Annotated in this window: 22 protein-coding genes; 17 read left to right on the forward strand and 5 right to left on the reverse strand. The window is 43.4% G+C overall.

Annotation, left to right across the window (positions count from 1 at the left end; translation table 11 throughout):
- The first annotated feature begins 140 nt into the window (after window positions 1–140).
- From ABNE31_RS00885 to ABNE31_RS00960, 16 genes are all read left to right on the forward strand, one after another.
- Entirely contained in the window at window positions 141–755 is a 615-nt protein-coding gene (locus ABNE31_RS00885; protein WP_293280484.1) for a GNAT family N-acetyltransferase, read from the forward strand.
- Window positions 756–876: 121 nt separating this feature from the next.
- Window positions 877–2,064: an argininosuccinate synthase gene (argG, locus tag ABNE31_RS00890; protein ID WP_349352015.1), complete on the forward strand. Its 1,188-nt coding sequence runs from the start codon at window positions 877–879 to the stop codon at window positions 2,062–2,064.
- 83 nt (window positions 2,065–2,147) lie between these two features.
- Window positions 2,148–3,122, forward strand: a complete 975-nt coding sequence (gene argC, locus ABNE31_RS00895; RefSeq protein WP_349352016.1) for an N-acetyl-gamma-glutamyl-phosphate reductase — start codon at window positions 2,148–2,150, stop codon at window positions 3,120–3,122.
- A 78-nt stretch (window positions 3,123–3,200) separates the two neighbouring features.
- Window positions 3,201–3,995, forward strand: coding sequence for a pyrroline-5-carboxylate reductase (gene proC / locus ABNE31_RS00900; protein WP_179382903.1), 795 nt, complete (start codon window positions 3,201–3,203; stop codon window positions 3,993–3,995).
- A gap of 127 nt (window positions 3,996–4,122) precedes the next feature.
- On the forward strand, window positions 4,123–5,271 hold the full coding sequence (locus ABNE31_RS00905; RefSeq protein WP_349352017.1) for an aminotransferase class III-fold pyridoxal phosphate-dependent enzyme: 1,149 nt from the start codon (window positions 4,123–4,125) through the stop codon (window positions 5,269–5,271).
- A complete protein-coding gene (locus tag ABNE31_RS00910; protein WP_349352018.1) occupies window positions 5,268–6,206 on the forward strand; it encodes an acetylornithine carbamoyltransferase in 939 nt (312 codons plus the stop codon). Before ABNE31_RS00905 ends, ABNE31_RS00910 begins: the two co-directional genes overlap by 4 nt.
- On the forward strand, window positions 6,203–6,949 hold the full coding sequence (locus ABNE31_RS00915; protein WP_349352019.1) for an SDR family oxidoreductase: 747 nt from the start codon (window positions 6,203–6,205) through the stop codon (window positions 6,947–6,949). The genes ABNE31_RS00910 and ABNE31_RS00915 overlap by 4 nt, the downstream gene beginning before the upstream one ends.
- Before the next feature lies 1 nt (window position 6,950).
- On the forward strand, window positions 6,951–7,730 hold the full coding sequence (gene argB / locus ABNE31_RS00920) for an acetylglutamate kinase (protein ID WP_349352020.1): 780 nt from the start codon (window positions 6,951–6,953) through the stop codon (window positions 7,728–7,730).
- Window positions 7,727–8,797: a M20 family metallo-hydrolase gene (locus tag ABNE31_RS00925; protein ID WP_349352021.1), complete on the forward strand. Its 1,071-nt coding sequence runs from the start codon at window positions 7,727–7,729 to the stop codon at window positions 8,795–8,797. Before argB ends, ABNE31_RS00925 begins: the two co-directional genes overlap by 4 nt.
- Before the next feature lie 93 nt (window positions 8,798–8,890).
- Entirely contained in the window at window positions 8,891–10,174 is a 1,284-nt protein-coding gene (gene argH, locus ABNE31_RS00930; protein ID WP_349352022.1) for an argininosuccinate lyase, read from the forward strand.
- Between the two features lie 50 nt (window positions 10,175–10,224).
- Window positions 10,225–11,817 carry a M1 family aminopeptidase gene (locus tag ABNE31_RS00935; RefSeq protein ID WP_349352023.1) on the forward strand — a complete coding sequence of 531 codons (1,593 nt, stop codon included), beginning with the start codon at window positions 10,225–10,227 and terminating at the stop codon, window positions 11,815–11,817.
- A 217-nt stretch (window positions 11,818–12,034) separates the two neighbouring features.
- Window positions 12,035–12,799 (forward strand): hypothetical protein, encoded by a 765-nt coding sequence (locus ABNE31_RS00940; protein WP_349352024.1) that lies wholly within the window; start codon window positions 12,035–12,037, stop codon window positions 12,797–12,799.
- 399 nt (window positions 12,800–13,198) lie between these two features.
- Complete coding sequence (locus ABNE31_RS00945) at window positions 13,199–15,343, forward strand: DUF5916 domain-containing protein (protein WP_349352025.1); 2,145 nt, start codon at window positions 13,199–13,201, stop codon at window positions 15,341–15,343.
- Window positions 15,344–15,464: 121 nt separating this feature from the next.
- Window positions 15,465–15,890 (forward strand): hypothetical protein, encoded by a 426-nt coding sequence (locus ABNE31_RS00950; RefSeq protein ID WP_349352026.1) that lies wholly within the window; start codon window positions 15,465–15,467, stop codon window positions 15,888–15,890.
- 450 nt (window positions 15,891–16,340) lie between these two features.
- Window positions 16,341–16,733, forward strand: coding sequence for a helix-turn-helix transcriptional regulator (locus ABNE31_RS00955; protein WP_349352027.1), 393 nt, complete (start codon window positions 16,341–16,343; stop codon window positions 16,731–16,733).
- 459 nt (window positions 16,734–17,192) lie between these two features.
- Window positions 17,193–18,443 (forward strand): ImmA/IrrE family metallo-endopeptidase, encoded by a 1,251-nt coding sequence (locus ABNE31_RS00960; RefSeq protein WP_349352028.1) that lies wholly within the window; start codon window positions 17,193–17,195, stop codon window positions 18,441–18,443.
- A gap of 171 nt (window positions 18,444–18,614) precedes the next feature.
- Here ABNE31_RS00960 and ABNE31_RS00965 read toward each other — a convergent pair whose 3' ends face one another.
- The 4 genes from ABNE31_RS00965 to mvaD all read right to left on the reverse strand — a co-directional run bounded on the left by ABNE31_RS00965 (window position 18,615) and on the right by mvaD (window position 22,633).
- On the reverse strand, window positions 18,615–19,457 hold the full coding sequence (locus ABNE31_RS00965; protein WP_293280513.1) for a pseudouridine synthase: 843 nt from the start codon (window positions 19,455–19,457) through the stop codon (window positions 18,615–18,617).
- A 94-nt stretch (window positions 19,458–19,551) separates the two neighbouring features.
- Window positions 19,552–20,457: a geranylgeranylglycerol-phosphate geranylgeranyltransferase gene (locus tag ABNE31_RS00970; RefSeq protein ID WP_293288462.1), complete on the reverse strand. Its 906-nt coding sequence runs from the start codon at window positions 20,455–20,457 to the stop codon at window positions 19,552–19,554.
- 10 nt (window positions 20,458–20,467) lie between these two features.
- The gene (locus ABNE31_RS00975) at window positions 20,468–21,406 is read right to left on the reverse strand and encodes a mevalonate kinase (RefSeq protein ID WP_349352029.1); all 939 of its coding nucleotides are present in this window, start codon (window positions 21,404–21,406) and stop codon (window positions 20,468–20,470) included.
- Window positions 21,407–21,547: 141 nt separating this feature from the next.
- On the reverse strand, window positions 21,548–22,633 hold the full coding sequence (mvaD, locus tag ABNE31_RS00980) for a diphosphomevalonate decarboxylase (RefSeq protein ID WP_349352030.1): 1,086 nt from the start codon (window positions 22,631–22,633) through the stop codon (window positions 21,548–21,550).
- A 91-nt stretch (window positions 22,634–22,724) separates the two neighbouring features.
- On the opposite strand from mvaD, the gene ABNE31_RS00985 reads away from it, so the two are divergent.
- Window positions 22,725–23,198, forward strand: a complete 474-nt coding sequence (locus tag ABNE31_RS00985) for a TspO/MBR family protein (RefSeq protein ID WP_179382920.1) — start codon at window positions 22,725–22,727, stop codon at window positions 23,196–23,198.
- Here ABNE31_RS00985 and ABNE31_RS00990 read toward each other — a convergent pair.
- On the reverse strand, window positions 23,195–23,734 hold the full coding sequence (locus tag ABNE31_RS00990; RefSeq protein ID WP_349352031.1) for a DUF1697 domain-containing protein: 540 nt from the start codon (window positions 23,732–23,734) through the stop codon (window positions 23,195–23,197). The two genes, ABNE31_RS00985 and ABNE31_RS00990, sit on opposite strands and share 4 nt — an antisense overlap.
- Window positions 23,735–23,773 lie beyond the last annotated feature (39 nt).

Here is a 23,773-nt window from a genome sequence, read left to right on the forward strand (position 1 = left end):
GCATCGCTGCTCCCATTAGTCCATTTACACCCCGCCGTCGTCGCCCGTAAGGGTGAATCATATCTATTGGAAATAGGTGAGTCCATTTCCGCACAACTTCCAAAATACTTTTTTCAATTTTTATAGATCAATCGCTTGCAATGGAAATTATTGTTGCTAACGAATCACATTTTAAATACGCACAAATCATTAGTGATACCATTACCGAATCCGCCAAGGTTCGCGGAACGGGTATCGCCAGACGTACGCCCGAGTACATCATAAAGCGTTTGCAGAACGGAAATGCCATCATTGCTTTGGACGGGGATAAATTTGCCGGCTTTTGCTATATCGAAGTCTGGGGAAATAAAGACTTTGTGGCCAATTCCGGTTTGATCGTGCATCCCGATTATAGAAATCAAGGGCTTGCCAAGCAAATCAAAAAAGCCGTTTTTGACCTATCACGGAAAAAATTCCCCGATGCCAAAATTTTTGGTATTACCACCGGGCTGGCCGTGATGAAAATGAACTACGAGCTGGGCTACAAACCCGTAACCTTTTCCGAACTTACGGATGATCCCGAATTCTGGAAGGGGTGCCAAACCTGTAAGAACTTTGATATTTTGACCCGTACCGAAAAGAAAATGTGCCTCTGTACAGGCATGTTGTACGACCCAAAATCAAAAAAACAAGAACCTGAAAAAATCAATAAAAAAGCGTTCCAACGACTAAAAAGCATCAAGGAACACCTCTTTTTAAAAAAGAAAGATAATTAAACTGTCTGTTCGATCTAACATGCAGAACCTGGGTTGAGTGAGGGGTCGAACCATCAAGAATATAAGAACTAAGACATAAAATGGATTCCTGCCTTCGCAGGAATGACAAACTAAAAGAACAATGGAAAAATTAGTTTTAGCCTACAGTGGCGGATTGGACACTTCATACTGTGCCAAGTACCTATCGCAAGAAGAAGGCTTTGAAGTACATGCCGTAAGTGTGAACACTGGAGGTTTCAGTGAAGCAGAAATCAAGGAAATCGAAGAAAAAGCCCTCGCTTTGGGAGCAACCAGCTACACTTCCATAGATGCCGTTACCACGTTCTACGAAAAAGTGGTCAAATATCTCATCTTTGGCAATGTGCTCCGAAACAATACCTATCCCCTTTCCGTAAGTGCGGAGCGTATCGTACAGGCCATAGAAATTGTAAACCATGCCAAAAAACTAGGTGCCAAATACATTGCCCATGGCAGTACCGGTGCAGGCAATGACCAAGTTAGATTTGATATGATCTTTCAAATCCTGGCGCCAGAAATCAAGATCATCACCCCGATCAGGGACAAAAAATTGGCACGAGAGGAAGAAATCAACTACCTACAACAAAATGGTATCGACTACTCTTGGGAAAAGGCCAAGTACTCTGTGAACCGAGGTTTGTGGGGGACATCCGTTGGAGGAGATGAAACCCTTACCTCCCACTTATCCCTGCCCGAAAGTGCCTATCCGAGCCAATTGGAAAAGGAACTGCCAAAAGGATTAAAACTGACCTTTAAAAAAGGGGAGTTGGTAGCCTTGGACGGGGAGGAAGACACTCCTGTGGCCAATATCGAGAAATTGTCTGCCATCGCCTCCAAATACGCTATTGGCAGGGACATCCACGTTGGCGACACCATTATTGGGATCAAAGGAAGGGTTGGGTTTGAAGCAGCCGCACCATTGATCATCATTAAAGCGCACCATCTACTGGAAAAACACACTTTGAGCAAATGGCAGCAATACCAGAAAGAACAAATGGGCAACTTTTATGGAATGCTATTGCACGAAGGAAATTACTTGGACGAAGTAATGCGAAACATCGAAGCCTTTTTGACCGACACCCAGAAACACGTTTCGGGAGATGTTTTCGTGACCTTGCATCCCTATCGATTTGAATTGAACGGCATCACTTCCCCCCACGATTTGATGAACGCTTCCTTTGGAAGCTATGGTGAAATGAACAAGGGCTGGAACGCCGACGATGCCAAGGGCTTCATCAAAATTTTGTCCAACTCCGGGAAAATTGCAAACCACGTAAACAATGAAATTTAAAAGCCGTTAACTTGAGCGGAGTCGAAGGTAGAGACCTAGTTGGATAAGATTCCCGCCTTCGCGGGAATGACAAAATTAAAATTATGATAAAAGTAGGAATCATAGGAGGGTCGGGGTACACCGGCGGGGAACTGATCAGATTGTTGCTCAACCATCCTGAGGCAGAAATCGACTTTGTGTTCAGCACCACCCGAGCGGGCAAATCGATTACTTCGGCCCATCAAGATTTGCTGGGGCAAACGGAATTGAAGTTTTCAGGAGAAATAAATCCAGATGTGGATGTAGTTTTTCTTTGTTTGGGACACGGCAATTCGACCTCATTTTTGAACGAGAACAAATTTTCGGCATCAACAAAAATCATCGACCTCAGCAATGATTTTAGATTGCAGGGAGATTCCATGTTCAATGGGCAACGGTTCATTTACGGACTTCCCGAATTGAACACGTCCGCGATCCAAGCTGCAGAAGCCATTGCCAATCCCGGTTGTTTTGCCACCGCTATCCAATTGGCCCTATTGCCTTTGGCAAAAGCAGGGTTGTTGGGCAATGATGTCCATATCAACGCCGTTACGGGCAGCACCGGCGCTGGGGTCGGTCTTTCGGACACTTCCCATTTTAGCTGGAGGAACAATAACGTATCTTGGTACAAACCTTTTACGCATCAACATTTGGGAGAAATTGGAGAAAGCTTGAATTCCTACGGGAATTCTGTGGGCAAATTGATGTTCTTGCCAAATCGCGGCAACTTCACCCGAGGGATTTTGGCCACCGCCTATACCCATTTTGATGGCACCTTGGAGGAAGCGAAACAATTGTACAGCGATTTTTATAAGTATGCTGCTTTTACACACCTATCGGATGAAGAATTGCATTTGAAGCAAGTCGTGAACACCAACCAGTGCCACATCCACTTGCATAAGCACGATGACTTGCTCTTGGTGACATCGGCCATCGACAATTTATTGAAGGGAGCATCGGGACAAGCGGTTCAAAACATGAATTTGATGTTCGGATTTCCTGAGACAACAGGCCTGTTGTTGAAGGCAGGAGTATTTTAATATGGGTGCCCTGAGCGTAGTCGAAGGGCACAATCAAATCAGATTTCCGTCTACACGGAAATGATAAAAAAGAGAATCATGAAAATAGCCATCATAGGAGCAGGGAATTTGGGATTGGCCATTGCCAAGGGCATTTTGCATAGCAATGGAGCCACCACCATGTACCTCACCAAACGGAATACGAAATCCATTCAGGAATTTGAAAAGTATGGAATCGTAACCGTAACCTCGGACAACCAAGAAGCCGTAAAAAATTCAGATATCCTGATTTTCGCGGTGCAACCCGGTCAATTTGTTTCTATTTTGAAAGAGACCAAGGACCTTCTGACCGAAAAACATGTAATCATAAGCACCATTACAGGTTTCCGTATTCCCAAAATAGAGGAAATCATCGGTTCGGATAAATTTATCATCCGAAGCATGCCCAATACCGCTATTTCAGTAGGTAAATCCATGACCTGTATTTGCAGCAACGAACTGGGCAAAAAACGGATTGATTTGGCAAAGGCCATTTTTAACCGAATGGGCCACACCATGGAAATTCCGGAAGACCAAATGCAAGCGGCAACGGTCATCTGTGCCAGTGGCATCGCTTTTTGGATGCGTTTGATTCGAGCCACAACACAAGGAGCCATTCAATTAGGTTTTGATGCAAAAGAAGCCCAAGAGCTGGCCATGCACACCTGCAATGGGGCTGCCAGTTTGTTGATTGAATCCGGTAGCCATCCTGAAGAAGAAATCGATCGGGTGACCACACCAAAGGGATGCACCATTGAAGGTTTGAACGAAATGGAGCATCAAGGTTTGAGCTCATCCTTGATCAGGGGAATTGTATCCTCGTTTGAGAAAATAAGTGAAATCAGAAAAGGATAAAAAGAAAGGTCGAGCTGTCATATCGTGCGGAGTCGAGATGCGAGACCTTTATTGAACAAAAACATAAAAACACCTCTCGCCTGACTGTCTGCCGTAGGTGGGCACTCGGGGTGACAAGTAAAAGATTATGAAACTATTCGACGTATATCCACTGTACAACGTTACTCCAGTGAAAGCCAAGGGCATAGAAGTCTGGGACGAGAAAGGGGAAAAATATTTGGATTTTTATGGCGGCCACGCCGTAATTTCAATCGGACATACCCATCCGCATTACGTAAAGCGAATAAAGGAGCAACTGGAACAGATGGCGTTCTACAGCAATTCGGTCCAAAATCCACTTCAGCAGGCATTGGCCGAAAAGTTGGGCCAAATGTCAGGATGCGAAGATTACGACCTATTTATGTGCAATTCTGGGGCCGAAGCCAACGAAAACGCACTGAAAATGGCCTCGTTCCACACTGGAAAATCAAAAGTAATTGCCTTTACCAATAGTTTTCACGGAAGGACCTCGGCTGCCGTTGCTGCAACGGACAATCCGAGCATTAATGCGCCCATCAACAAACAGCAAGAGGTCACTTTTTTGCCCTTGAACGATGTTGATGCCTTTGAAAACGCCATTGAAAATGATTCATACTGTGCCGTTATCATAGAAGCTATTCAAGGCGTTGGTGGTTTGGATGAACCGACTACCGAATTTTTCCAGTTCATCGCCAAAAAATGTAAAGCGCATAACATCGTATTGATTGCCGATGAAGTACAGTCCGGTTACGGACGAAGTGGTAAGTTCTTCGCTTTTCAGCACCATTTGGACACTGAGCGGAGTCGAGGTGTACAACCCGACATTATTTCGATTGCCAAGGGTATGGGCAATGGTTTTCCAGTTGGTGGTATTTTGATCCACGAATCCTTTAAACCCTCCTATGGACTTTTGGGCACCACCTTTGGAGGCAACCATTTGGCGTGTGCGGCGAGCTTGGCCGTGTTGGAAGTGCTAGAGGATGAAAATTTGATGGCCAATGCAGCAAAACTTGGTTCGTATTTCAAAGAAAAAGCAGCGGAGATACCAGAAATCAAAAAGGTAAAAGGTAGAGGACTTATGATTGGATTAGAGTTTGATTTTGAGGTGGCGGACCTCCGCAAAAAAATGATTTTGGAGCAACACATGTTCACAGGAAGCGCCAAAAACAAGAAATTGTTGCGATTCCTGCCTGCGTTGAACATCACCAAAGAAGATATAGACTTATTTTTTGAAGCCCTCAAAAAAGCATTATCATGAAGCACTATTTATCCATTAACGATATTGATTCCCTCCTCGACTGGGTGGACGAAGCCATTACCCTTAAAAAAGACCCGTACCTATTTGAATCCTTGGGCAAGCGAAAAACCATTTGTCTGTTGTTTTTCAACAATAGCCTTAGAACACGCTTGAGTACGCAAAAAGCGGCCATGCATTTGGGCATGGAAGTGATGATCATGAATTTTGGCAACGAAGGCTGGGCTTTGGAATATGGTGATGGTACCGTGATGGACCAAGGTACTTCCGAACATATCAAGGAAGCGGCCCAAGTGGTTTCCCAATATGCCGATATTGTTGCTATTAGGGCATTTGCAGGGCTAGTTGACAGGGAAAAAGACGAAGCCGAAGAGGTAATTACCGGATTTGCCAAATATGCCACCATCCCTGTGGTCAATATGGAAAGCTCGGTGGGGCATCCGCTCCAGGCGTTGGCCGATGCCATTACTTTGAAAGAAAACGAAACCAAGAAAAGGCCTAAAGTAGTCCTTTCGTGGGCACCGCATCCCAAGGCCTTGCCACATGCCGTGGCCAATTCGTTTGTACAGATGATGAAATTGCAGGATGCCGATTTTGTGATTACCCATCCCGAAGGATACGAACTCAATCCCGAATTGACACAAAGCTGCCAAATCGAATACGATCAAGATAAAGCATTGGAAGATGCCGATTTCGTTTACGTCAAAAACTGGAGCAGTTATTCCGAGTACGGCAAAGTGCTCAGCTGGGACACCAACTGGACCATGACCCAACAAAAATTAGGTCATGCCAAATTTATGCACTGCCTCCCCGTTCGCCGGAACATGATCGTGGAAGATGCCGTTTTGGATGGTGAACAATCCTTAGTGGTGCAACAAGCCAAAAACCGAGTCTTTTCCGCACAGCTAGTCTTGAAAAAAATATTGGAGAACTTATGAAATTAAAGGACAAGGTCTGTATTGTAACCGGTGCAACAAGTGGAATGGGCAAAGCCATTGCCCAAGGACTATCGTCCGAAGGAGCGCTTTTGGTGCTTTCGGGCAGGAATAAGAAAAGTGGCCAAGCTTTGGAAAACAGCTTGGCCCATGCTGTATTTGTTCCAGGGGATGTTATGGAGCCTTCCTACAACAAAAAGCTGGTCGATACGGCTTTGGAAACCTATGGCCAATTGGACATCCTTTCATTGAACGCAGGTATTCTGGGATTGGGCAATGTGATGGAACTACCTATCGAAACGTGGCAAAACGCCATCAACACCAATTTGAGTGCTCTCTTTTATCTTTGTAAGTACGCACTGCCCATCTTACAGCAACAACCTCAAGGCAATATTTTGATCAATGCTTCTATAGCGGCCTTCAAAAGTTTCCCAAATCATCCAGCCTATTGTGCTTCCAAAGCGGGAGCCGTAGCACTAATGAAGCAAATGGCGGTGGACTACGCTCCAAACATCCGTGTAAACGCCATTTGTCCTGGGCCAGTGGATACGCCCTTGCTGTGGGAATCGGCCAAGGCTTTTGAACATCCTGAAACTGCCGTAGAACATGCGAAAAGGACTACATTGTTAAAAAGGTTGGGTACCCCTCAAGATATTACTAAACTTGTGCTTTTTTTGGTTTCGGATGACAGTTCTTGGATCACTGGAACCACAGTAACCATTGATGGAGGGATTATAAATACATAAAATGAAACAAAAATTATCCGTAGTAAAAATTGGCGGAAACCTGATAGAAGATGCCGAAGGATGCAAACAGGTATTGGACCTGTTCGCCAAAATGGACGGCAACAAAATTTTGGTTCACGGTGGTGGTAACAAAGCCACCGAGTTGGCCAATCAATTGGGGGTAGAATCCAAAATGGTCAACGGACGGCGAATCACCAATGCCGAGACCTTGGATATTGCCCTAATGGTCTATGGCGGATTGGTCAGTAAAAAAATCGTAGCCAAATTACAGGCACTTGGCACCGATGCCATCGGAATGAGCGGTGCCGATGCCAATGCCATTCGCGCCCACAAAAGACCTAAAAAAAATGTGAATTTCGGTTTTGTCGGCGATGTAGATATGGTGAATACCTACGGAATCTTTAAATTGTTGCAAGCAGGGTTCACCCCTATTTTTTGCGCACTTACCCACGACGGAAAAGGGCAACTGTTCAATACCAATGCAGATACCATTGCCGCTGAATTGGCCATTGCCATGTCCGATCAGTTTGAGACCACCCTTTACTATTGTTTCGAAAAAAAAGGAGTATTGCAAGATGTGGAGGACGAAAACTCCGTAATCCATCACATCGATTCCAAGGGGTATGACGAACTCTTGGCCTACGGCATCATTGCGGATGGTATGCTTCCCAAGTTGCACAACTGCTTTTATGCCCTACGCAACCATGTATCCAAAGTATGCGTGGGAAACACCAATATGTTGGAAGCAGATAACTCAGATTACACCACATTGACCTTATGAACATCAATCAAGAAATAGTAACGGAAAAAGCCATTGACCTGCTGAAAAAACTCATCAGTACACCATCCTTTTCAGGTGAAGAGGATAAAACAGGTGATGCTATTGAGGGTTTTTTACAGGGTTTTGGAGTGAAAACCCATCGCCAATACAATAATATTTATGCGTTCAACAAGCATTTTGATGAGCACAAACCGACACTGTTGCTCAATTCACATCACGATACGGTAAAGCCGAACAGCGCCTACACCAAGGACCCTTTTGATGCTCATATCGAAGACGGAAAATTATATGGGCTCGGCAGTAACGATGCTGGCGGATGTCTGGTGTCGCTATTGGCCACTTTCGTTCATTTTTACGAGAAAGAAAACTTGAGCCACAATATCATCATGGCAGCGACTGCGGAAGAGGAGGATGCAGGCGAAAAAAGTATCAGGGCATTGCTCCCCATTCTTCCCACCATTGATGTTGCCATTGTGGGCGAGCCTACTTTAATGGATTTGGCCATTGCAGAAAAGGGATTGGTGGTTTTTGATGGTGTTGTGGAAGGAACCCCATCACATGCAGCCCATCCGAACAACAACAACTGTATCTACAACGCGATTGAAACCTTGCAGTGGTTCAAGGATTACTCCTTTGAAAAGGTATCGGAGGCATTGGGAGAAGTCAAATTGACGGTTACCCAAATCAATGCGGGCAAACAGCATAATGTAGTGCCCGCACAGGTGGATTTGGTCATTGATGTGCGTGTGAACGATTGTTACAGCAATCAGGAAATAGCCGATATCCTGCAAAAGGAAGCGCCTTGCAAATTAACACCTCGTTCTTTGCGATTGAACTCCTCCTGCATTGACCCAGACCACGAGTTGGTGAAAAGTGGATTGGCCCTAGGGCGAAAAACCTACGGTTCACCAACGCTTTCAGACCAAGCGGCATTAACCTGCCAATCAGTAAAATTGGGACCTGGGGACAGTACGCGGTCACACTCGGCCAATGAATATATTTTTGTACGGGAAATTGAGGAAGGCATAGATCTTTACATTAAAATCCTGACGGGATTTTTACAGTAAAAAAACGAAACTTGGGCCCTGAGCGAAGTCGAAGGGCCATACATATCGAAATTATAAGATTCCCACCTTCGTGGGAATGACAAAAGAAAAACTATGAAACTCTGGGACAAAGGATTCAGCACTGATAAAAAAATAGACCACTTTACGGTGGGCAACGACCGTGAACTGGATTTGGTCTTAGCCAAATACGATGTCATCGCTTCCAAAGCACACGCCAAAATGTTGGGCAAGGTGGGGTTGATTACCCAAGACGAGGCCAAAGATTTGGTAAAAGCATTGGATACCATCTCTAAGGATATTGAAAAGGGCAAGTTCAGTATTGAGAATGATTTTGAGGACATGCACTCCAAAATCGAGTTTATGTTGACCGAAAAATTGGGGGATACCGGTAAAAAAATCCATTCCGCCCGTTCCCGAAACGATCAAGTGCTCGTGGCCATGCAATTGTACCTGAAAGATGAGTTGACCGAAATCAAACAGCAAGTAAAAACCCTGTTCGATTTGTTGATGAAGCTAGCGGACAAGCATCAAAAAGTATTGCTGCCGGGTTACACCCATTTGCAGATTGCCATGCCCTCCTCTTTTGGACTTTGGTTTTCCGCCTATGCGGAGAGCTTGATAGACGATTTGTACTTTGTACAAGCGGCTTACAAAGTCGCTGACCAAAATCCGCTGGGCAGTGCAGCAGGTTATGGAAGCTCCTTTCCTATTGATAGAAGTTTTACCACGGCCGAAATGGACTTTGCCACGCAAAAATACAATGTGGTGGCTGCCCAAATGGGGCGTGGAAAAGTGGAAAAAGCAACCGCCTTTGGAATTTCCAGCGTTGCCGCCACGCTTTCCAAAATGGCCATGGACATTTGCCTGTATATGAGCCAAAATTTTGATTTCATTTCTTTTCCAAACGAGCTGACCACGGGTAGTAGCATTATGCCACACAAGAAGAATCCCGATGTTTTCGAATTGATTCGTGCGAAGTGCAACAAGATTCAAGCGGTACCCAATCAATTGATCATGATCATGAACAACCTGCCCAGTGGCTACCATCGCGACCTTCAATTGGTAAAGGAAGTAATCGTACCTGCTTTGCAGGACATGCATGCCTGTCTGGAAATGATGACCTTCAGCTTGAAAGAAATCAAGGTGAACAAAAGTATCCTGAACGACCCCAAGTATGATTACCTATTTAGTGTGGACACCTTGAACGAACTCGTTAAAAGCGGCATGCCCTTTCGGGATGCCTACAAAACCATGGGCAAGGCCATAGAAAATGGGAACTTTAAACCCAAACGGGACATCGAGCACACCCACGAAGGTAGTTTGGGCAATCTATGTTTGGAGCAGATAAAAGAGAAAATGGAAAAAGTTTTGGCTTAAAATGGATACATTAGGTTGAAAATTTAGCCAACGGCTTTCAAATCAAACCTATGTCCGTCAAAAATATACTTCGCCTTTTTCTCTGTATTGGGATGTTACAATCCACTCTAGCGCAGGATGTTTATCAAAAGAATGAATCGGTCGATATCCAAAACTATGTTTTTGCGCTTTACTTGAACGATACTTCCAACGAAATCAAGGGAGAAACCCAAGTCACCGTGCTGTTCAAGGACAAGCCAGTTCCATTTTCGTTGGACCTCATCCAAAAATCCGGTCAGTTCGGCATGCAGGTTTCCGAAGTCATGGACCATGGTTCACAAGCTGACTATACCTTTGCTAACGATAAAATCAATATCGTTCCAAAAAATACCGAGCACTCAATTCAAACCTACACCATCTCTTACCATGGTATTCCAGAAAGAGGCTTGGTCATCGACACCACCAAATATGGCAAGCGTTCCTTTTTTGGGGATAACTGGCCCAACTTGGCAAGGCATTGGTTGCCTTCGGTAGACCATCCGTACGACAAGGCGAGCGTGGAATTTCAAATTACTGCGCCCGACCAATACGATGTGGTGGCAACCGGACTAAAAGTGGAAGAAAGCAACTTGAAAAATGGCTATAAGCTCACCATTTATCACGAACCTGCTCCTGTGGCCACCAAGGTGATGACCATTGGGGTCACTGAGTTCGCTTCGCGATTTTTGGACATGGTGGATGGTATTGAGGTTTCGGCCTGGGTGTACCCACAAAACCGTTTGGAGGGGTTTGGCGATTATGCGGTGGCCAGCAAAGTACTCGATTATTTTATCGGTACCATTGGACCGTATTCGTATGCCAAATTGGCCAATATGCAGGCCAAAACCCAGTGGGGTGGACTGGAAAATGCGGGTACCATTGCCTATTTTGAGAATTCGGTCACGGGAAACCAAACTGTGGAGCCTTTGATTGCCCACGAAATCGCCCATCAATGGTTTGGAAATTCGGCTACCGAGAAAAGCTGGAACCATGTTTGGCTGAGCGAAGGGTTTGCGACCTACTTCGCTATTCTCTATTTGGAAGATGTGTACGGCGATGAACGCCGCAAGGAGGAATTGGCCATAGATAAACAGCAAATCTTTGAGTATTACCGGAAAAATCCAGCCCCCATTGTGGACCTCAGCATTAAAGACCCCATGAAGGTACTGAGCACCAATACGTACCAAAAAGGAGGCTGGATATTGAACATGCTTCGCCATAGCTTGGGTGATGGTGTTTTTTGGGAAGGCATCCGAACCTATTATGCGCTTTACCAAAATGGCAACGTGCTTACGGACGATTTTCGTACTGTGATGGAAGAGGTTTCTGGCGAGGATTTGGAAGCCTTTTTTGAACAGTGGTTATTTGTAAAGGGTCATCCGCAAATCCAATGGAACTGGGAGTACAGCAACGGAAACATTGACCTGAACATCATGCAAACCCAAGACCATTATGTATTCCAATTTCCTTTGGAAATAGGGGTGGTAAAGGATGGAAAGATGAAGATAAAAACCATTGAGGTAACCCAACAAAACCAAAGCTTCTCGTTGGAAAGTAGGGAACGGCCCGATGCCATAGTACTGGACCCCAACGAATGGACCTTGTTCGAGGAGGTGGGGAAATAGCTGTTTTTTTTTTAGGGCAAAATGGTCATCCGTCAATTGAAACAGGGCATCCGTCAATTGAAACAGGGCATCCGTCAATTGAAACAGGGCATCCGTCAATTCATACATAATTCAAACCTATAATTTCCCGAACTTCACTTATCTGTACCGAACTCGTTTCGGTATAGGTCTATATAAATTATTGAAACGGTTCATAGCTATTAACGTTAGCAAGCATATGGAAAAGATATTAAAATTTTATCGAGACCTACTTGGAATTGACCTAAACGATTCTGCACATCCAATTGTTCAAAAGATTAATTCAATACCCTCAAGTTCAAAAAGAGATCGAGAAATCAAAGAACATCATCTGAGGATTTTGGGCTTGTCTTTGATGGATATTAAGGATTATGACAAGTCAATCTACGAGTATTACACAAAAAGAATAGTCAACAATACTGACTTATCAATACACGGACATATTTTCGAGATAAATCAGTGTGCTCATTTTATAAGAGTTTCAACTGATAACAATATGAAATTTGAATTTGGAGACCCTAACAAAAATCAGCCTGACTTCATAGTCGAAAGTAATGGGTTTGAAATTACTTCTTCAAGATTTACAGAGTTCACTGAGGACTCAAATCCTGGAATTAAATTAGTGCGGAAATTTCGCGAAAAGAACAAAAAGAATTACGCGGACATGGACTGTGTTTTGCTTATTGACATAAATCAGATGTCATATCACACAATGAAAAATGGAAAACCAGTCTCGCCAACCTTTGAAGAGATAAGAGAAACCATTCGAAATGAATCAAAATTCGGACTCGTAATGTACTTTGTCGAATGGATTGAAAACAATAATGGAAATTTAAATTTCAGGGGGACAGTCTATACTGATTACAATACAAAATGTAAGCCCGAACTGAAAAAATTGATGGAGAGTTATTTCATTAAGGGCAATCACAATTTCGGAGATGAAGTTATAATGTCTGCAAATTAAAAACGTTTCCTAACACGGTGTATAGGAAAGGCTACAAAACGGGTAAGGCTACATGTAATTAATTGCGGTCGGATTTCCCAAAATGGAAATCCTTATAATCAATTATCTTTAAAGTCGGGCGGACATTTTCCGTTAGAAAAGTCCGCAACTAATCATACACTAGACTGTTAAGTCCAAACCCCAGTTGAGCCTTTACACTTAGTCAGGGCTATTTTTCATTTCCGCAGGAAAATCCAGAACGTCCCAATACCATAGTTTTGCGCCTCAACGAATGGACCTTGTTCGAGGAGGTGAAAGGTCAATAAGGTTTATAGAAAAAAAGTAAATGCTTACCTTTGCGGCACTAAACAAACAATGAACAACCTCCGCCTAACCCCCTCCGTTTTCATAGTGTTTGCTATGCTTTTTTGTGCGCTCACCTTTGCGCAAAAGAAGAACGCCGACTATAAAATCCATCTGTACCAAACGGACGAAACCATTACTATTGACGGTATTGGCGATGAAACCACATGGCAGGAAGCAGAGGCCGCCGAGGACTTTTTTATGGTATTGCCCATGGACGACCGCAAAGCCACCCAGCCTTCGGAGGTGAAAATGGCGTACGATAACCGGCAACTCTACCTGTTGGCCACCTTTTACAAAACACCCGGTAATACCTACGTAGTGGAATCGCTTCGCAGGGACTTCTCCTTTGGGGGAAACGACAATTTTTTATTGTTCATGGACCCATTTAACAACCAGACCACAGGGTTTAGTTTTGGAGCAAATGCCTATGGCGCACAGTGGGACGGCACCATGTCCAACGGTGGTAGCATCGACCTGAATTGGGACAGCAAATGGATTTCGGAAGTGCAGAGTTATGAAGATAAATGGGTCGTGGAAATGGCCATCCCCTTTAAATCCATCCGCTATGAAAAGGATGTGACCGAATGGGGCGTCAACTTTTCCCGATTGGATTTGAGCACCAACGAAAAATCGAGCTGGACGCCCATACCACGGCAGTTCCCTACCGCCTCGCTGGCCTACACGGGCACCATGGTCTGGGACAATCCGCCGCCCAAACAGGGCCTCAACTATTCCATTATTCCCTACGTGCTGGGCACAACCGGCAATTCGAGTATCGAAAACCTGACGTACGACAACGAGTTCAAAGTTGGGGGCGATATCAAATTGGGGCTGACGTCTTCCTTGAACCTCGACCTGACCATCAACCCTGATTTTTCCCAAGTGGAAGTGGACCGCCAAGTGGCCAACTTGACCCGTTTTGAACTCTTTTTCCCAGAAAGACGCCAATTTTTCCTTGAAAACGCAGACCTCTTTGCCAGCTTTGGGTATGATGAAATCCGACCCTTCTTTTCGCGTAGGATAGGATTGGGCGTCCCCATTATCGCAGGGGCTCGTGTCAGCGGCAACCTGAACCGTAACTTGCGTTTGGGCGTTTTGAACATGCAAACGGACAAATTGGAAGAGACAGGGTTGCCAAGTCAGAATTTTGCAGTGCTTTCCATGCAGCAAAAGGTGTTCTCTCGTTCCAACATCGGCCTATTGTTCGTGAACAAGGAATCCTTGGACTACAATGCCCTGGCAGATAGCTTGCAGACGCAGTACACCAAGTTCAACCGGAATCTGGGTCTGGAATACAACCTGGCCTCGGCCGATAACAAATACAATGGAAAGGTGTTTATGCTGAAATCTTTCGGTCCCGATGCATCTTACAACGGTATTGCCCAGGGCGCCCATTTGGCATATAGCAGTCGTAACTGGAACTGGCGGGTACAGCAGGAATATATTTCGGAGGATTTTACCTCGGAAGTGGGTTTTGTGCCCCGAAACAACTATCTCAAGTTTGAAGGTTCCGTAGGATATCAATTTTTGCCTGCAAGCGACAAGGTGGTGAGCCATGGTCCGCAATACACCGGTTTTTATTATTTCAACCCCAATTTTAACGCCACGGATTATGTGTCCATCGTGGGCTACCGAATCGATTTTATGGATCGTAGTTCCCTGAGTGCTGATGTCTTTAATGAATACGTTCGATTATTGGCCCCCTTTGACCCCACCAACACCGGCCAAGAGCAGTTGGCCACAAATACGCGGCACCACTGGAACGGGGTGTATTTGCAATACAATTCGCGTCCAAAAAGTTTGTTCACCTACAATATGACGACCCGATTGGGCCGCTATTTTGCGAGTGGTTACCGTACCAATTTAAATGCCAGACTAGGCTATCGGTTTCAGCCTTATGTGAGTTTGGGGGCCAACCTCAGCTACAACAACCTCGATTTACCTGCACCTTGGTACACCACCGATTTCTGGTTGGTGGGCACGGAGGCAGATATCACCTTTACCAACAAATTGTTCTGGTCTACCCTAGTGCAGTACAACGAGCAGAACAACAATTTTGGCATCAATTCACGACTGCAATGGCGATACGCTCCTGCATCGGACCTCTTTTTGGTATTCAATAACAATGAACAGCTCGCCCCACTGGAAGGCAATTTGTGGTCCTTGACGCTCAAGTTTACCTATTGGTTTAATCGATAAGGTCCATCCGTTCACTGAAAACCCCCATCCGTCAATTCAAAAGGGGCATCCGTCAATTGGGGGCCTTGAGCAAGCATCTTTTTTTAGACCTTCGGGATTCCATTGGAAATAGTTGAACATCATGTTGGACAAAACAACGGGCGCCCTGCGTCTTTACGAAGGTATCGAGATTGGCCCTCATATCGATTTTACCACAACCGCAGAACTGAACTTGGGCAACAAACCCGAGGTGATTGGCTTTGTGGATGCGGAAAATCAGCTAGTACATTTTAGAAATGTGAGGGTGGAACGCTCCTTTTTCATCTTTCGGATGCGATTTAGCTACAACCGACTTTTGGTTTTGGAACTTTTGGTGAGTCCGCTTCCCATTCCAATTACAAGCGATTGGGAGGACTGGAGCTTTGAAGCGGAAATGAAACACCTGGAACTGTGCAACGCTTGGTTACAGAAACAGGTTGGGAACGAACGTGAGTTCGATTGGGGCTGCATTTGGTCGGGCTACGATAGTTTGGGCGGTTATAGCAGTGTTAAGATCAAATATTACTAGTGGTAAAAAAACTATCCGTTGATCCAAACAGGGCGTTGATCAACTCGGAAGGGGTATTCGTCAATTGGTGTGAAATTTCTACCGTAAAAAAACTAGCTTCACTTTCCTGTGCTGAACTTGTTTTGATATCGATTGATATAGATTCCTATGACCTAACGTTGTAGCAAGTGCTGAAAAAAGCCGTTTTCAAAGTAATATCTCTTGCCGAAAAGTAAATAATAATTTACCTTTGAACTGTCCTTAAAAAGGAAAACTGGATGAAATGTTCCAAACTTTATAAAATTTTGACCAAAGATGGTTGATATCCAGTTTCTCAAAAAGGTTCACACGTGAAAATGCATCACCAAACGAAAAGAGGAACAATAATATTTCCGAATCACGGGAGCCAGGAAATGGGTAAAGGATTGGAAAAGAAAATTCTTAAAGACGCTGGAATAAAATTATAAGGTTATGGCAAAAAAGAAAATCATAATGACTGTTGAGAAAACCGATACCGGCTTTTCTGCTTATGCAGTAGATTATCCAATTTTTACGACTGGAAAATCAATTCCTGACCTGATAAATAGTGCGTATGAAGCTACCGAATTTTATTTTGAAGAAGAAACGGTAAAAGTTGATCCGGCTGATATCCGATTCGAAATTGATTTTAAGCAGTTTTTTAAATATTATAAAGTAATCAATGCAAAATTCCTCGCTGAGAAAATCGGAATGAACGCTACATTGCTTTCTCAATATGTTTCCGGAACGAAAAAACCATCACCAAAACAAACTCAGAAAATATTAAACGGAATTCACCAAATAGGACAGGAATTGTCAGGTATTAATTTACTGCAATCTGCATAGCAGAAAGTTGAAGCACTAGCTACAATACCTATATAGTTTATGGCGAGAAAAGTGCAACAATAATATCCTTCCCAAAAAAACCACTTACCTAATATACCTCAAATCAATCACTTCTTGCTCGGTAAGGCAACGCCTAGCTACCTAGTAATTTATTTTTTTTACTGGAGGGCGTGCACCTGCACATGATATGATTCACTTCCATCTAATGATGTGCCAAAAACATCCAACTTCAACCCAATTTTACTCCATTTTTTAAACCCTGTTTTTTGCATCCGTTGATCCAAACAGGGCATTGATCAACTCAGAAGGGGGATTGTGCATTCGAAATGAATTTCTTCATAAAAAATACTAACTTCACTTACCTGTGCCGAACTCGTTTCGGTATCGATTGATATAAATCGTTAAAACGATTCTTATCCTTTAACGTTGTGCAACATTTGACCAAATGAACAAAATTTAATGAATACTACCGAAAAAGGAGACATTTTAGAAGATAAGGCGGTTGGAATAATCGAAAGAATTCTTGATGACGGACTTATCGGAGTAATGAAAGAATATGCAAGGGTTTTTACAAAAAAAAAGTACCCTTCAAATTTGAGAGGTTCAGGAGAAGTTGAATTTGACTTGACAATCGAAATCTGGCCACCAAATGCTGACCAGTACTCAATGATTTATTTTATTGAATGTAAAAATTATACCCATCGAGTGCCAATCAATGAGGTTAAAAAATTCTTCGCTGACATCTTGGAAACAAGTGGAGTAAATGCAAAAGCAATAATTATTACAAGCTCACCTTTGCAACAAGGAGCATTTGATTATGCATCAGCAAAGAAAATGATGGTTATTGAGGGAGAATCAAAGGACAACTTTAACATCACGCTTTACAAAAGAAATATAGAGGAGGAAAATATAATTCCAATTCTCGAAGAAACAATCAATGAACAACTTCTGGATGAAGGAGTTAAATCATTATCAAAAGTTGTAGATAAACAGCTTTTAAGCTGCTTAATCCCCGCGAAAAGCAAAGTTGGTTATGGAATTGATTTACTTTCAAAAGAAAACATCAACCAAATTACATTAGACGAATTAGACAAATTCGATGAATCATACCTAATAAACGGATATGGTCTATCCGTAAAAGACCTTTCCAATTATTTAAAATCTGAATACAACATTGAAATTAACTATTTTGATCCTAAAGAGAATAAATATTTAGGAACTTGCGACATCGACAATAAAACAATTGGTATAAGCAAAAAAATTATTGGAACACCAAGAGAGCTTTTTACTATTGGACACGAGTTTGGTCATTTTAAACTGCATCAAAAATTGCGGATTAATCAAGAGCTTATGAATTCCTTTTCAGACTCTAAATACGACTTTACTATTGGAAAAAACCGACTTGAAAATCCGAGGCATTGGGTTGAATGGCAAGCAAATTATTTTTCTGCTTCACTTTTGTTACCAAAATCATCAATAATTGCAAAAGCTTGGCAATATCAAGGAGCTAAGCACAATTTAATTTTTGATGACAACTATTCAAATCAAAGGAAACTCAGAAGGATTATTGACAAATTAGCGAACCACTTTAGCGTATCAAAAACGAGCATAATTTATCGACTAAAAGAATTGAATATGATAACGGACAATACAAGCACTAAAATAATTGGAGATTTAATCAGTCAATGGAAATCAAAATATTTTGTGTAAAAAAGTTTTAGCTCAACGGGGCCATAGGCAATGCTTCTAGTTTCGAACTTGTGAAAATCCTCCAGATTTTTAGTTTGATAAATATGCGCCAAGCTTGATGCTGCACCATACAACTAGTCATGGCCTAATATGATAATTGCAACAAGAAACCTTCCTAGAAAACCGATTAAATTACCTTATATTCTTCAAATTAATCACCTCCTGTTCGGTCAGGTAACGCCAATGGCCACGAGGTAAGTCCTTTTTGGTGAGTCCAGCAAAGACCACCCGGTCCAATTTGGTCACGGTATAGCCCAAGTGTTCAAAAATACGTCGCACAATGCGGTTGCGCCCACTGTGTATCTCCACGCCCACTTCGCGTTTTGGTGCACCTTGGATGTAGCTCACACTATCCACAGTGATGGGACCGTCCTCCAACTCCAGTCCCGCTTCAATTTTGTGCAAATCGCCCAAATTCAGGTTGTTGTCCAGATGCACATGGTAAATTTTGCGTACGTTGTGCTTGGGGTGCGTCAATTTTTTGGTAAGGTCACCATCGTTGGTAAAGAGCAACAGACCCGTGGTATTCCGGTCCAAACGGCCTACGGGCAACAAACGGTTGTTGGATGCACTCGAAATCAGTTCCATCACCGTACGGCGGCCCTTTTCATCACTGGTCGTGGTGATAAAGTTCTTGGGCTTGTTCAACAATATATACTCTTTCTTTTCCAGGCTTAGGCGTTTACCGTCAAAGCGAACATCGTCCGAGCGCTTTACCTTATATCCCATCTCGGTCACCGGTTTGCCATTTACCGTAACGTTACCTGCTGCAATATAGGTGTCCGCTTCCCTTCGGGAACAGATGCCCGCATTGGCAATGTATCGGTTCAGTCGAATCTCGTCGGGATTGGATTTTTTCTGAGGTGCGCTTGCACGTTGTTTGGGCGTAAAAGGTTTCCCCTGCGGTCTTTTGTTGTCCCCGCCCTTGTAATTTTTCGAGGGTCTTTTGCCCCTGTTGCTGTCTGATTTCGCCATCAGTCGTAATTTTTGGCAAAGGTAGTCTTTTTACATGCCCAAAGTTGGATTATGGTTACAATTCTGAAACCTTTCTTACCAACTTGAAATCTTGTTACAAAATTCGGTTCAGCACCACATCCACATCGATCAACAGAATACTGAAAACGCCTACCACAATAATTAGTTTGATGATGTTGTGCAGCCACACATAATGCTTCTTGCCATTGGCCTTCCACAGTAAGGCCAAAAATAAAATCAACAGCACCACGCAGGCCGAAAAATAGAAGTACATATAGCCGACATCAAAGGTATTAATCAAAAGTAGCGAAGGCACCAAGGTCAGTACAATCAGAAAAGAGATGATGGCTTTGGAAACCTTGGGTCCGTAGATAATGGGAATGGTCCTGTAGTTTTGCGCCAGATCACCCGCCATATTTTCGAGGTCCTTGATCATTTCCCGGGCCAAAATCAGTAAAAACAAGAAAAGCGCGTGCACAAAAATCACGGTCTGAAAGTTCTGATAGTACACGAACACTACAAAAAACGGGGCAATCGCCAAAGTGGAAGACACCAAATTACCGATCAGCGGTATCCGTTTGAGCTTGTGCGAATAGATCCAAATGCCAAAAATATAGGCAGAAAAAAACAGCACCGCCTTGAACGAAATGTAACTGGCCGCAAAAACGGCCATAAAGTTGAGCACAAAATAGGTGGATAGTTTAAAACGCTGGCTCACCAAGCGGTCCAACATACTTTTGGTGGGCTTGTTGATCAAATCCTTTTCCGCATCATAAAAATTATTGATGATGTACCCACTGGCTATGGTGAGTGCCGAAGCGGTGACAATAAGGAACAGATTTAGGTCGAGGACCACATCCCGCAACGGAATATCGGGCGCCAGAATATATATGGAGGCCAAGTATTGCGCCAAGGTAATCACCAAGATGTTGTAGCCTCGGACCACGGAAAACAGACTCAACAGCTTAAAAAGCAGGAGTTTGTTTTTTCTACTAAGCATGGTTTTGCTGTTAGAAGTTGTACACTACTTCCAAAGTATGGCCTTCAAGGGCTTTTTTGGCCTTTTCCAGATCTTGGGTAAAGCCCAAAATATAACCACCACCGCCAGAACCACAGAGTTTGAGGTAATAATCGTTGGTTTCGATACCCTTTTGCCAAAGTTGATGGAACTTGGCAGGAATCATGGGTTTGAAGTTGTCGAACACCACGTGTGACAATTGTTTTAGGTTTCCGAACAGCGATTTAATGTTGCCGTTCAAGAAGTCCTCAACACAGGCATCGGTATGTTTGATGAACTGATTTTTAATCATATTACGGAAACCCTCCTGCTTCATGTTTTCCATAAAGAGTTGCACCATGGGTGCGGTTTCGCCAGTCATACCGCTATCCAACAAGAACACTGCACCTTTTCCCTCGGTGTTTTGCGAAGGAATACTGGTGGATTCGATGTTGTCCTTGGAATTAATAAGGATAGGCAGGCTCAAATAGCTGTTCAATGGGTCCAATCCTGAGGATTTACCGTGGAAGAAAGATTCCATCTTCCCAAAAATTTTCTTCAACTGAAGTAATTTTTCACGGGTCAAATTTTCCAAGACGGTGATTTTGTCCGTAGCGTAGCGGTCGTAAATGGCAGCCACTAAAGCACCACTACTTCCAATGCCGTAGCCTTGCGGAATGGAACTGTCAAAGTACATCCCTTCGGCCACATCCTTCTCCAAGGCTTTAATATCGAACGATACCAAACCTTCCTCCTTCATCTCCAACACCTTAAGATATTCTGCGTAGGCCTTCAGGCTCTTGTTCGATTCTTGGGCCATTTGGGAATTGTTCTTGTCCCATTTTAAGGCACCCTTAAAAAAATTATAGGGTATGGATAGACCTTTGGAGTCTTTGATAATGCCGTACTCCCCGAACAATAATATCTTGGAATAAAATAGTGGACCTTTCATATACTACGACTAAGATACAAACATTTTTTGTTTAATGTTTAATAAATATCGATAAACAAATCGATTTTATCCATAAAACCATGTTCCCGTTGGTCTAAAACCTTGGCAAATAACGTAAAAAAACGCCTTAGCTGTTCATTTTTAACCGTTTATTTTGATGGCCCCCGCTCCCACTTGATCGTGGATGTATTGTCCGTTTTCACAATGTTGGGCCAAATTGTCTTTGATAAACGTCTGTACCTTGGCCTTTTCGGATGAAGGGTAGAGCAAATGCACATTGGCCCCAGCATCAAGTGTGAAGCATACCGAGGTTTTTGTCTCTTCGCGGTAGTGCCAGATTTTCTGGATGATTTCCAACGTATCCGGTTTCATCAACATAAAGTAGGGCATACTTGTCAACATCATGGCATGCAACGTCAGTGCCTCGCTTTCCACTAGTTTGATGAAATCGTCCACATCCCCATTTTTCAAAATAGGTTGTAGTTGGTCCAGATGGTCAAATGCCTGTTGAAATCGGTTTGTGGCGTAAGGGTGACCGTGCATCAATTGATGCCCCACGGTGCTGCTCACCTGTTTTTGTCCTTTGTGCACCAACAAAATGGTATCACAATACCCTTTAAAATCGGGATGCACCTCAAACGGATATTCCACCCCAAATAAATCGGAACTATTGGGTATGTTGGCATGCTCGCCCCATTGCACCAAATGGCCTTTTATGCTGCGACAAGCACTCCCTGAGCCCAGACGCGCCAAAAAGGACGCTTTTTGATAAAACACAGCCTCATCCAAATCTGGATTTAATTGTTTTTCCATATCCATTAGACAGAGCGATAGGGCGGCCATCCCACTGGCAGAGGAAGCTATACCGCTACTGTGCGGGAAGGAATTGGAGGTTTCTATGGTAAAATGATATTCATTTACAAATGGAACATACTTCTCAATTCGCTCTAAAAATGTTTGGATCTTGGGTTTAAAATCTTCTTTTGGCTTGCCCTCAAAAAAGAGGTCAAAGGAAATGGCACCCTCCTTTTCCTTTTTTGTAAACGAGAGCGAGGTTGTGGTAGCGCAATTGTCCAAAGTAAAACTTATCGAAGGATTGGCCGGCAATTGCACCGGTTTTTTGCCCCAATATTTCACCAGGGCGATATTACTGGGAGCTTTCCAGGTTACTTTGCCCTTTTCCGGGAATTGTTGGTACGGATGGGGCAAAAAGTCTTGTTCCGTCATGGGAAATGCTTGTTAGATGTACAATATTGTCACAAACTTACTGTAAATCGAATTGAAATAAATTCTTATTTTAGTCGAAGTTGCTCCAATCATGAAAAAAAGAGTCCTTTACATCACTGTAAGCGTTCTGGTTTGCCTAGCCATAGGATTCCTTTCGAGTATTGCTACCCAAAGCTCGGTAAACGATTGGTACCTTACGCTGGACAAGCCTTCCTTTACCCCACCCAATTATCTGTTTGCCCCGGTTTGGACCGCATTGTACATTATGATGGGGGTAGCTGCTGGTATTGTTTGGTCCAAGGGGTATCACCATATCTGGGTAAAAACGGCATTGTACCATTTTGTGTTTCAGCTTTTGTTGAATGCCCTGTGGAGTATTGTATTCTTCGGGCTTAAAAATCCGCTTGGGGGCATGATCGTGATTCTCGCCCTGCTCACCATGATCATTCTTACCATTAAATGGTTCAGGGTCATCAGTAAGCCAGCGGCCTACTTGCTCGTACCTTACGTCTTGTGGGTGGCTTTTGCCTCTGCATTGAACTATAAAATCTGGGAACTGAATTAACTAGCGGAGAGCTCCAACAACTTTCGTAAGGTACGGTCATTTCTTGTGGTGGCCTGCACCTGCAATTTTCGTTCGATCAAATTATTGTTGAGTTTGGCCTTGCCATAGCCTTTTTTACATTGCAGATAAACACAGTTATCGGTGACATGAAAGTCCTCGTGTTCAAAGTTTTGTTGATTAAATTCCTCGACCAATTCCTTTTGTGGGGGATTTTGGAGCAGTACATAGTACAATTTGTTGCTCTCGGTCGTATCCAAAAAAGGATTGTCCTCCAAAACTTGCTGGATATCAGCCCTCTGAACAACTAACGTAGGCACCTCAAAACCAAAATGCTTCAAAATTGTTGAATTGATAAGCTCTTGAAGTGTCTTTGTTTGTGACACTTCGCTATCAAAAACAAGGTTACCGCTTTGGATGTAGGTTGTTACGTTTTGAAGTCCCACATCCTCCAAAACAGCCCTCAGTTCGGCCATTTTTATCTTTTTTTGACCGCTTACGTTGATACCCCTGAGCAATGCTATGAATGTGTCCGCCATGTTAAACCGATGTGATAGCCAAATTTATTTTAGTAAATT

This window comes from Flagellimonas sp. MMG031, from assembly GCF_040112705.1.
GTDB lineage: Bacteria > Bacteroidota > Bacteroidia > Flavobacteriales > Flavobacteriaceae > Flagellimonas.

Bases quoted from the DNA above. Each gene is read 5' to 3' on its own strand.
- ABNE31_RS00940 (WP_349352024.1), top strand. From the start codon at position 12,035: ATGGAAAAGATATTAAAATTTTATCGAGACCTACTTGGAATTGACCTA.
- ABNE31_RS00960 (WP_349352028.1), top strand. From the start codon at position 17,193: ATGAATACTACCGAAAAAGGAGACATTTTAGAAGATAAGGCGGTTGGA.
- ABNE31_RS00975 (WP_349352029.1), bottom strand. From the start codon at position 21,406: ATGAAAGGTCCACTATTTTATTCCAAGATATTATTGTTCGGGGAGTAC.
- argH (WP_349352022.1), top strand. From the start codon at position 8,891: ATGAAACTCTGGGACAAAGGATTCAGCACTGATAAAAAAATAGACCAC.
- ABNE31_RS00945 (WP_349352025.1), top strand. From the start codon at position 13,199: ATGCTTTTTTGTGCGCTCACCTTTGCGCAAAAGAAGAACGCCGACTAT.
- ABNE31_RS00915 (WP_349352019.1), top strand. From the start codon at position 6,203: ATGAAATTAAAGGACAAGGTCTGTATTGTAACCGGTGCAACAAGTGGA.
- argB (WP_349352020.1), top strand. From the start codon at position 6,951: ATGAAACAAAAATTATCCGTAGTAAAAATTGGCGGAAACCTGATAGAA.
- argC (WP_349352016.1), top strand. From the start codon at position 2,148: ATGATAAAAGTAGGAATCATAGGAGGGTCGGGGTACACCGGCGGGGAA.
- ABNE31_RS00925 (WP_349352021.1), top strand. From the start codon at position 7,727: ATGAACATCAATCAAGAAATAGTAACGGAAAAAGCCATTGACCTGCTG.
- ABNE31_RS00885 (WP_293280484.1), top strand. From the start codon at position 141: ATGGAAATTATTGTTGCTAACGAATCACATTTTAAATACGCACAAATC.
- ABNE31_RS00910 (WP_349352018.1), top strand. From the start codon at position 5,268: ATGAAGCACTATTTATCCATTAACGATATTGATTCCCTCCTCGACTGG.
- ABNE31_RS00965 (WP_293280513.1), bottom strand. From the start codon at position 19,457: ATGGCGAAATCAGACAGCAACAGGGGCAAAAGACCCTCGAAAAATTAC.
- ABNE31_RS00905 (WP_349352017.1), top strand. From the start codon at position 4,123: ATGAAACTATTCGACGTATATCCACTGTACAACGTTACTCCAGTGAAA.
- argG (WP_349352015.1), top strand. From the start codon at position 877: ATGGAAAAATTAGTTTTAGCCTACAGTGGCGGATTGGACACTTCATAC.
- ABNE31_RS00985 (WP_179382920.1), top strand. From the start codon at position 22,725: ATGAAAAAAAGAGTCCTTTACATCACTGTAAGCGTTCTGGTTTGCCTA.
- proC (WP_179382903.1), top strand. From the start codon at position 3,201: ATGAAAATAGCCATCATAGGAGCAGGGAATTTGGGATTGGCCATTGCC.
- ABNE31_RS00970 (WP_293288462.1), bottom strand. From the start codon at position 20,457: ATGCTTAGTAGAAAAAACAAACTCCTGCTTTTTAAGCTGTTGAGTCTG.
- ABNE31_RS00935 (WP_349352023.1), top strand. From the start codon at position 10,225: ATGTCCGTCAAAAATATACTTCGCCTTTTTCTCTGTATTGGGATGTTA.
- mvaD (WP_349352030.1), bottom strand. From the start codon at position 22,633: ATGACGGAACAAGACTTTTTGCCCCATCCGTACCAACAATTCCCGGAA.
- ABNE31_RS00990 (WP_349352031.1), bottom strand. From the start codon at position 23,734: ATGGCGGACACATTCATAGCATTGCTCAGGGGTATCAACGTAAGCGGT.
- ABNE31_RS00955 (WP_349352027.1), top strand. From the start codon at position 16,341: ATGGCAAAAAAGAAAATCATAATGACTGTTGAGAAAACCGATACCGGC.
- ABNE31_RS00950 (WP_349352026.1), top strand. From the start codon at position 15,465: ATGTTGGACAAAACAACGGGCGCCCTGCGTCTTTACGAAGGTATCGAG.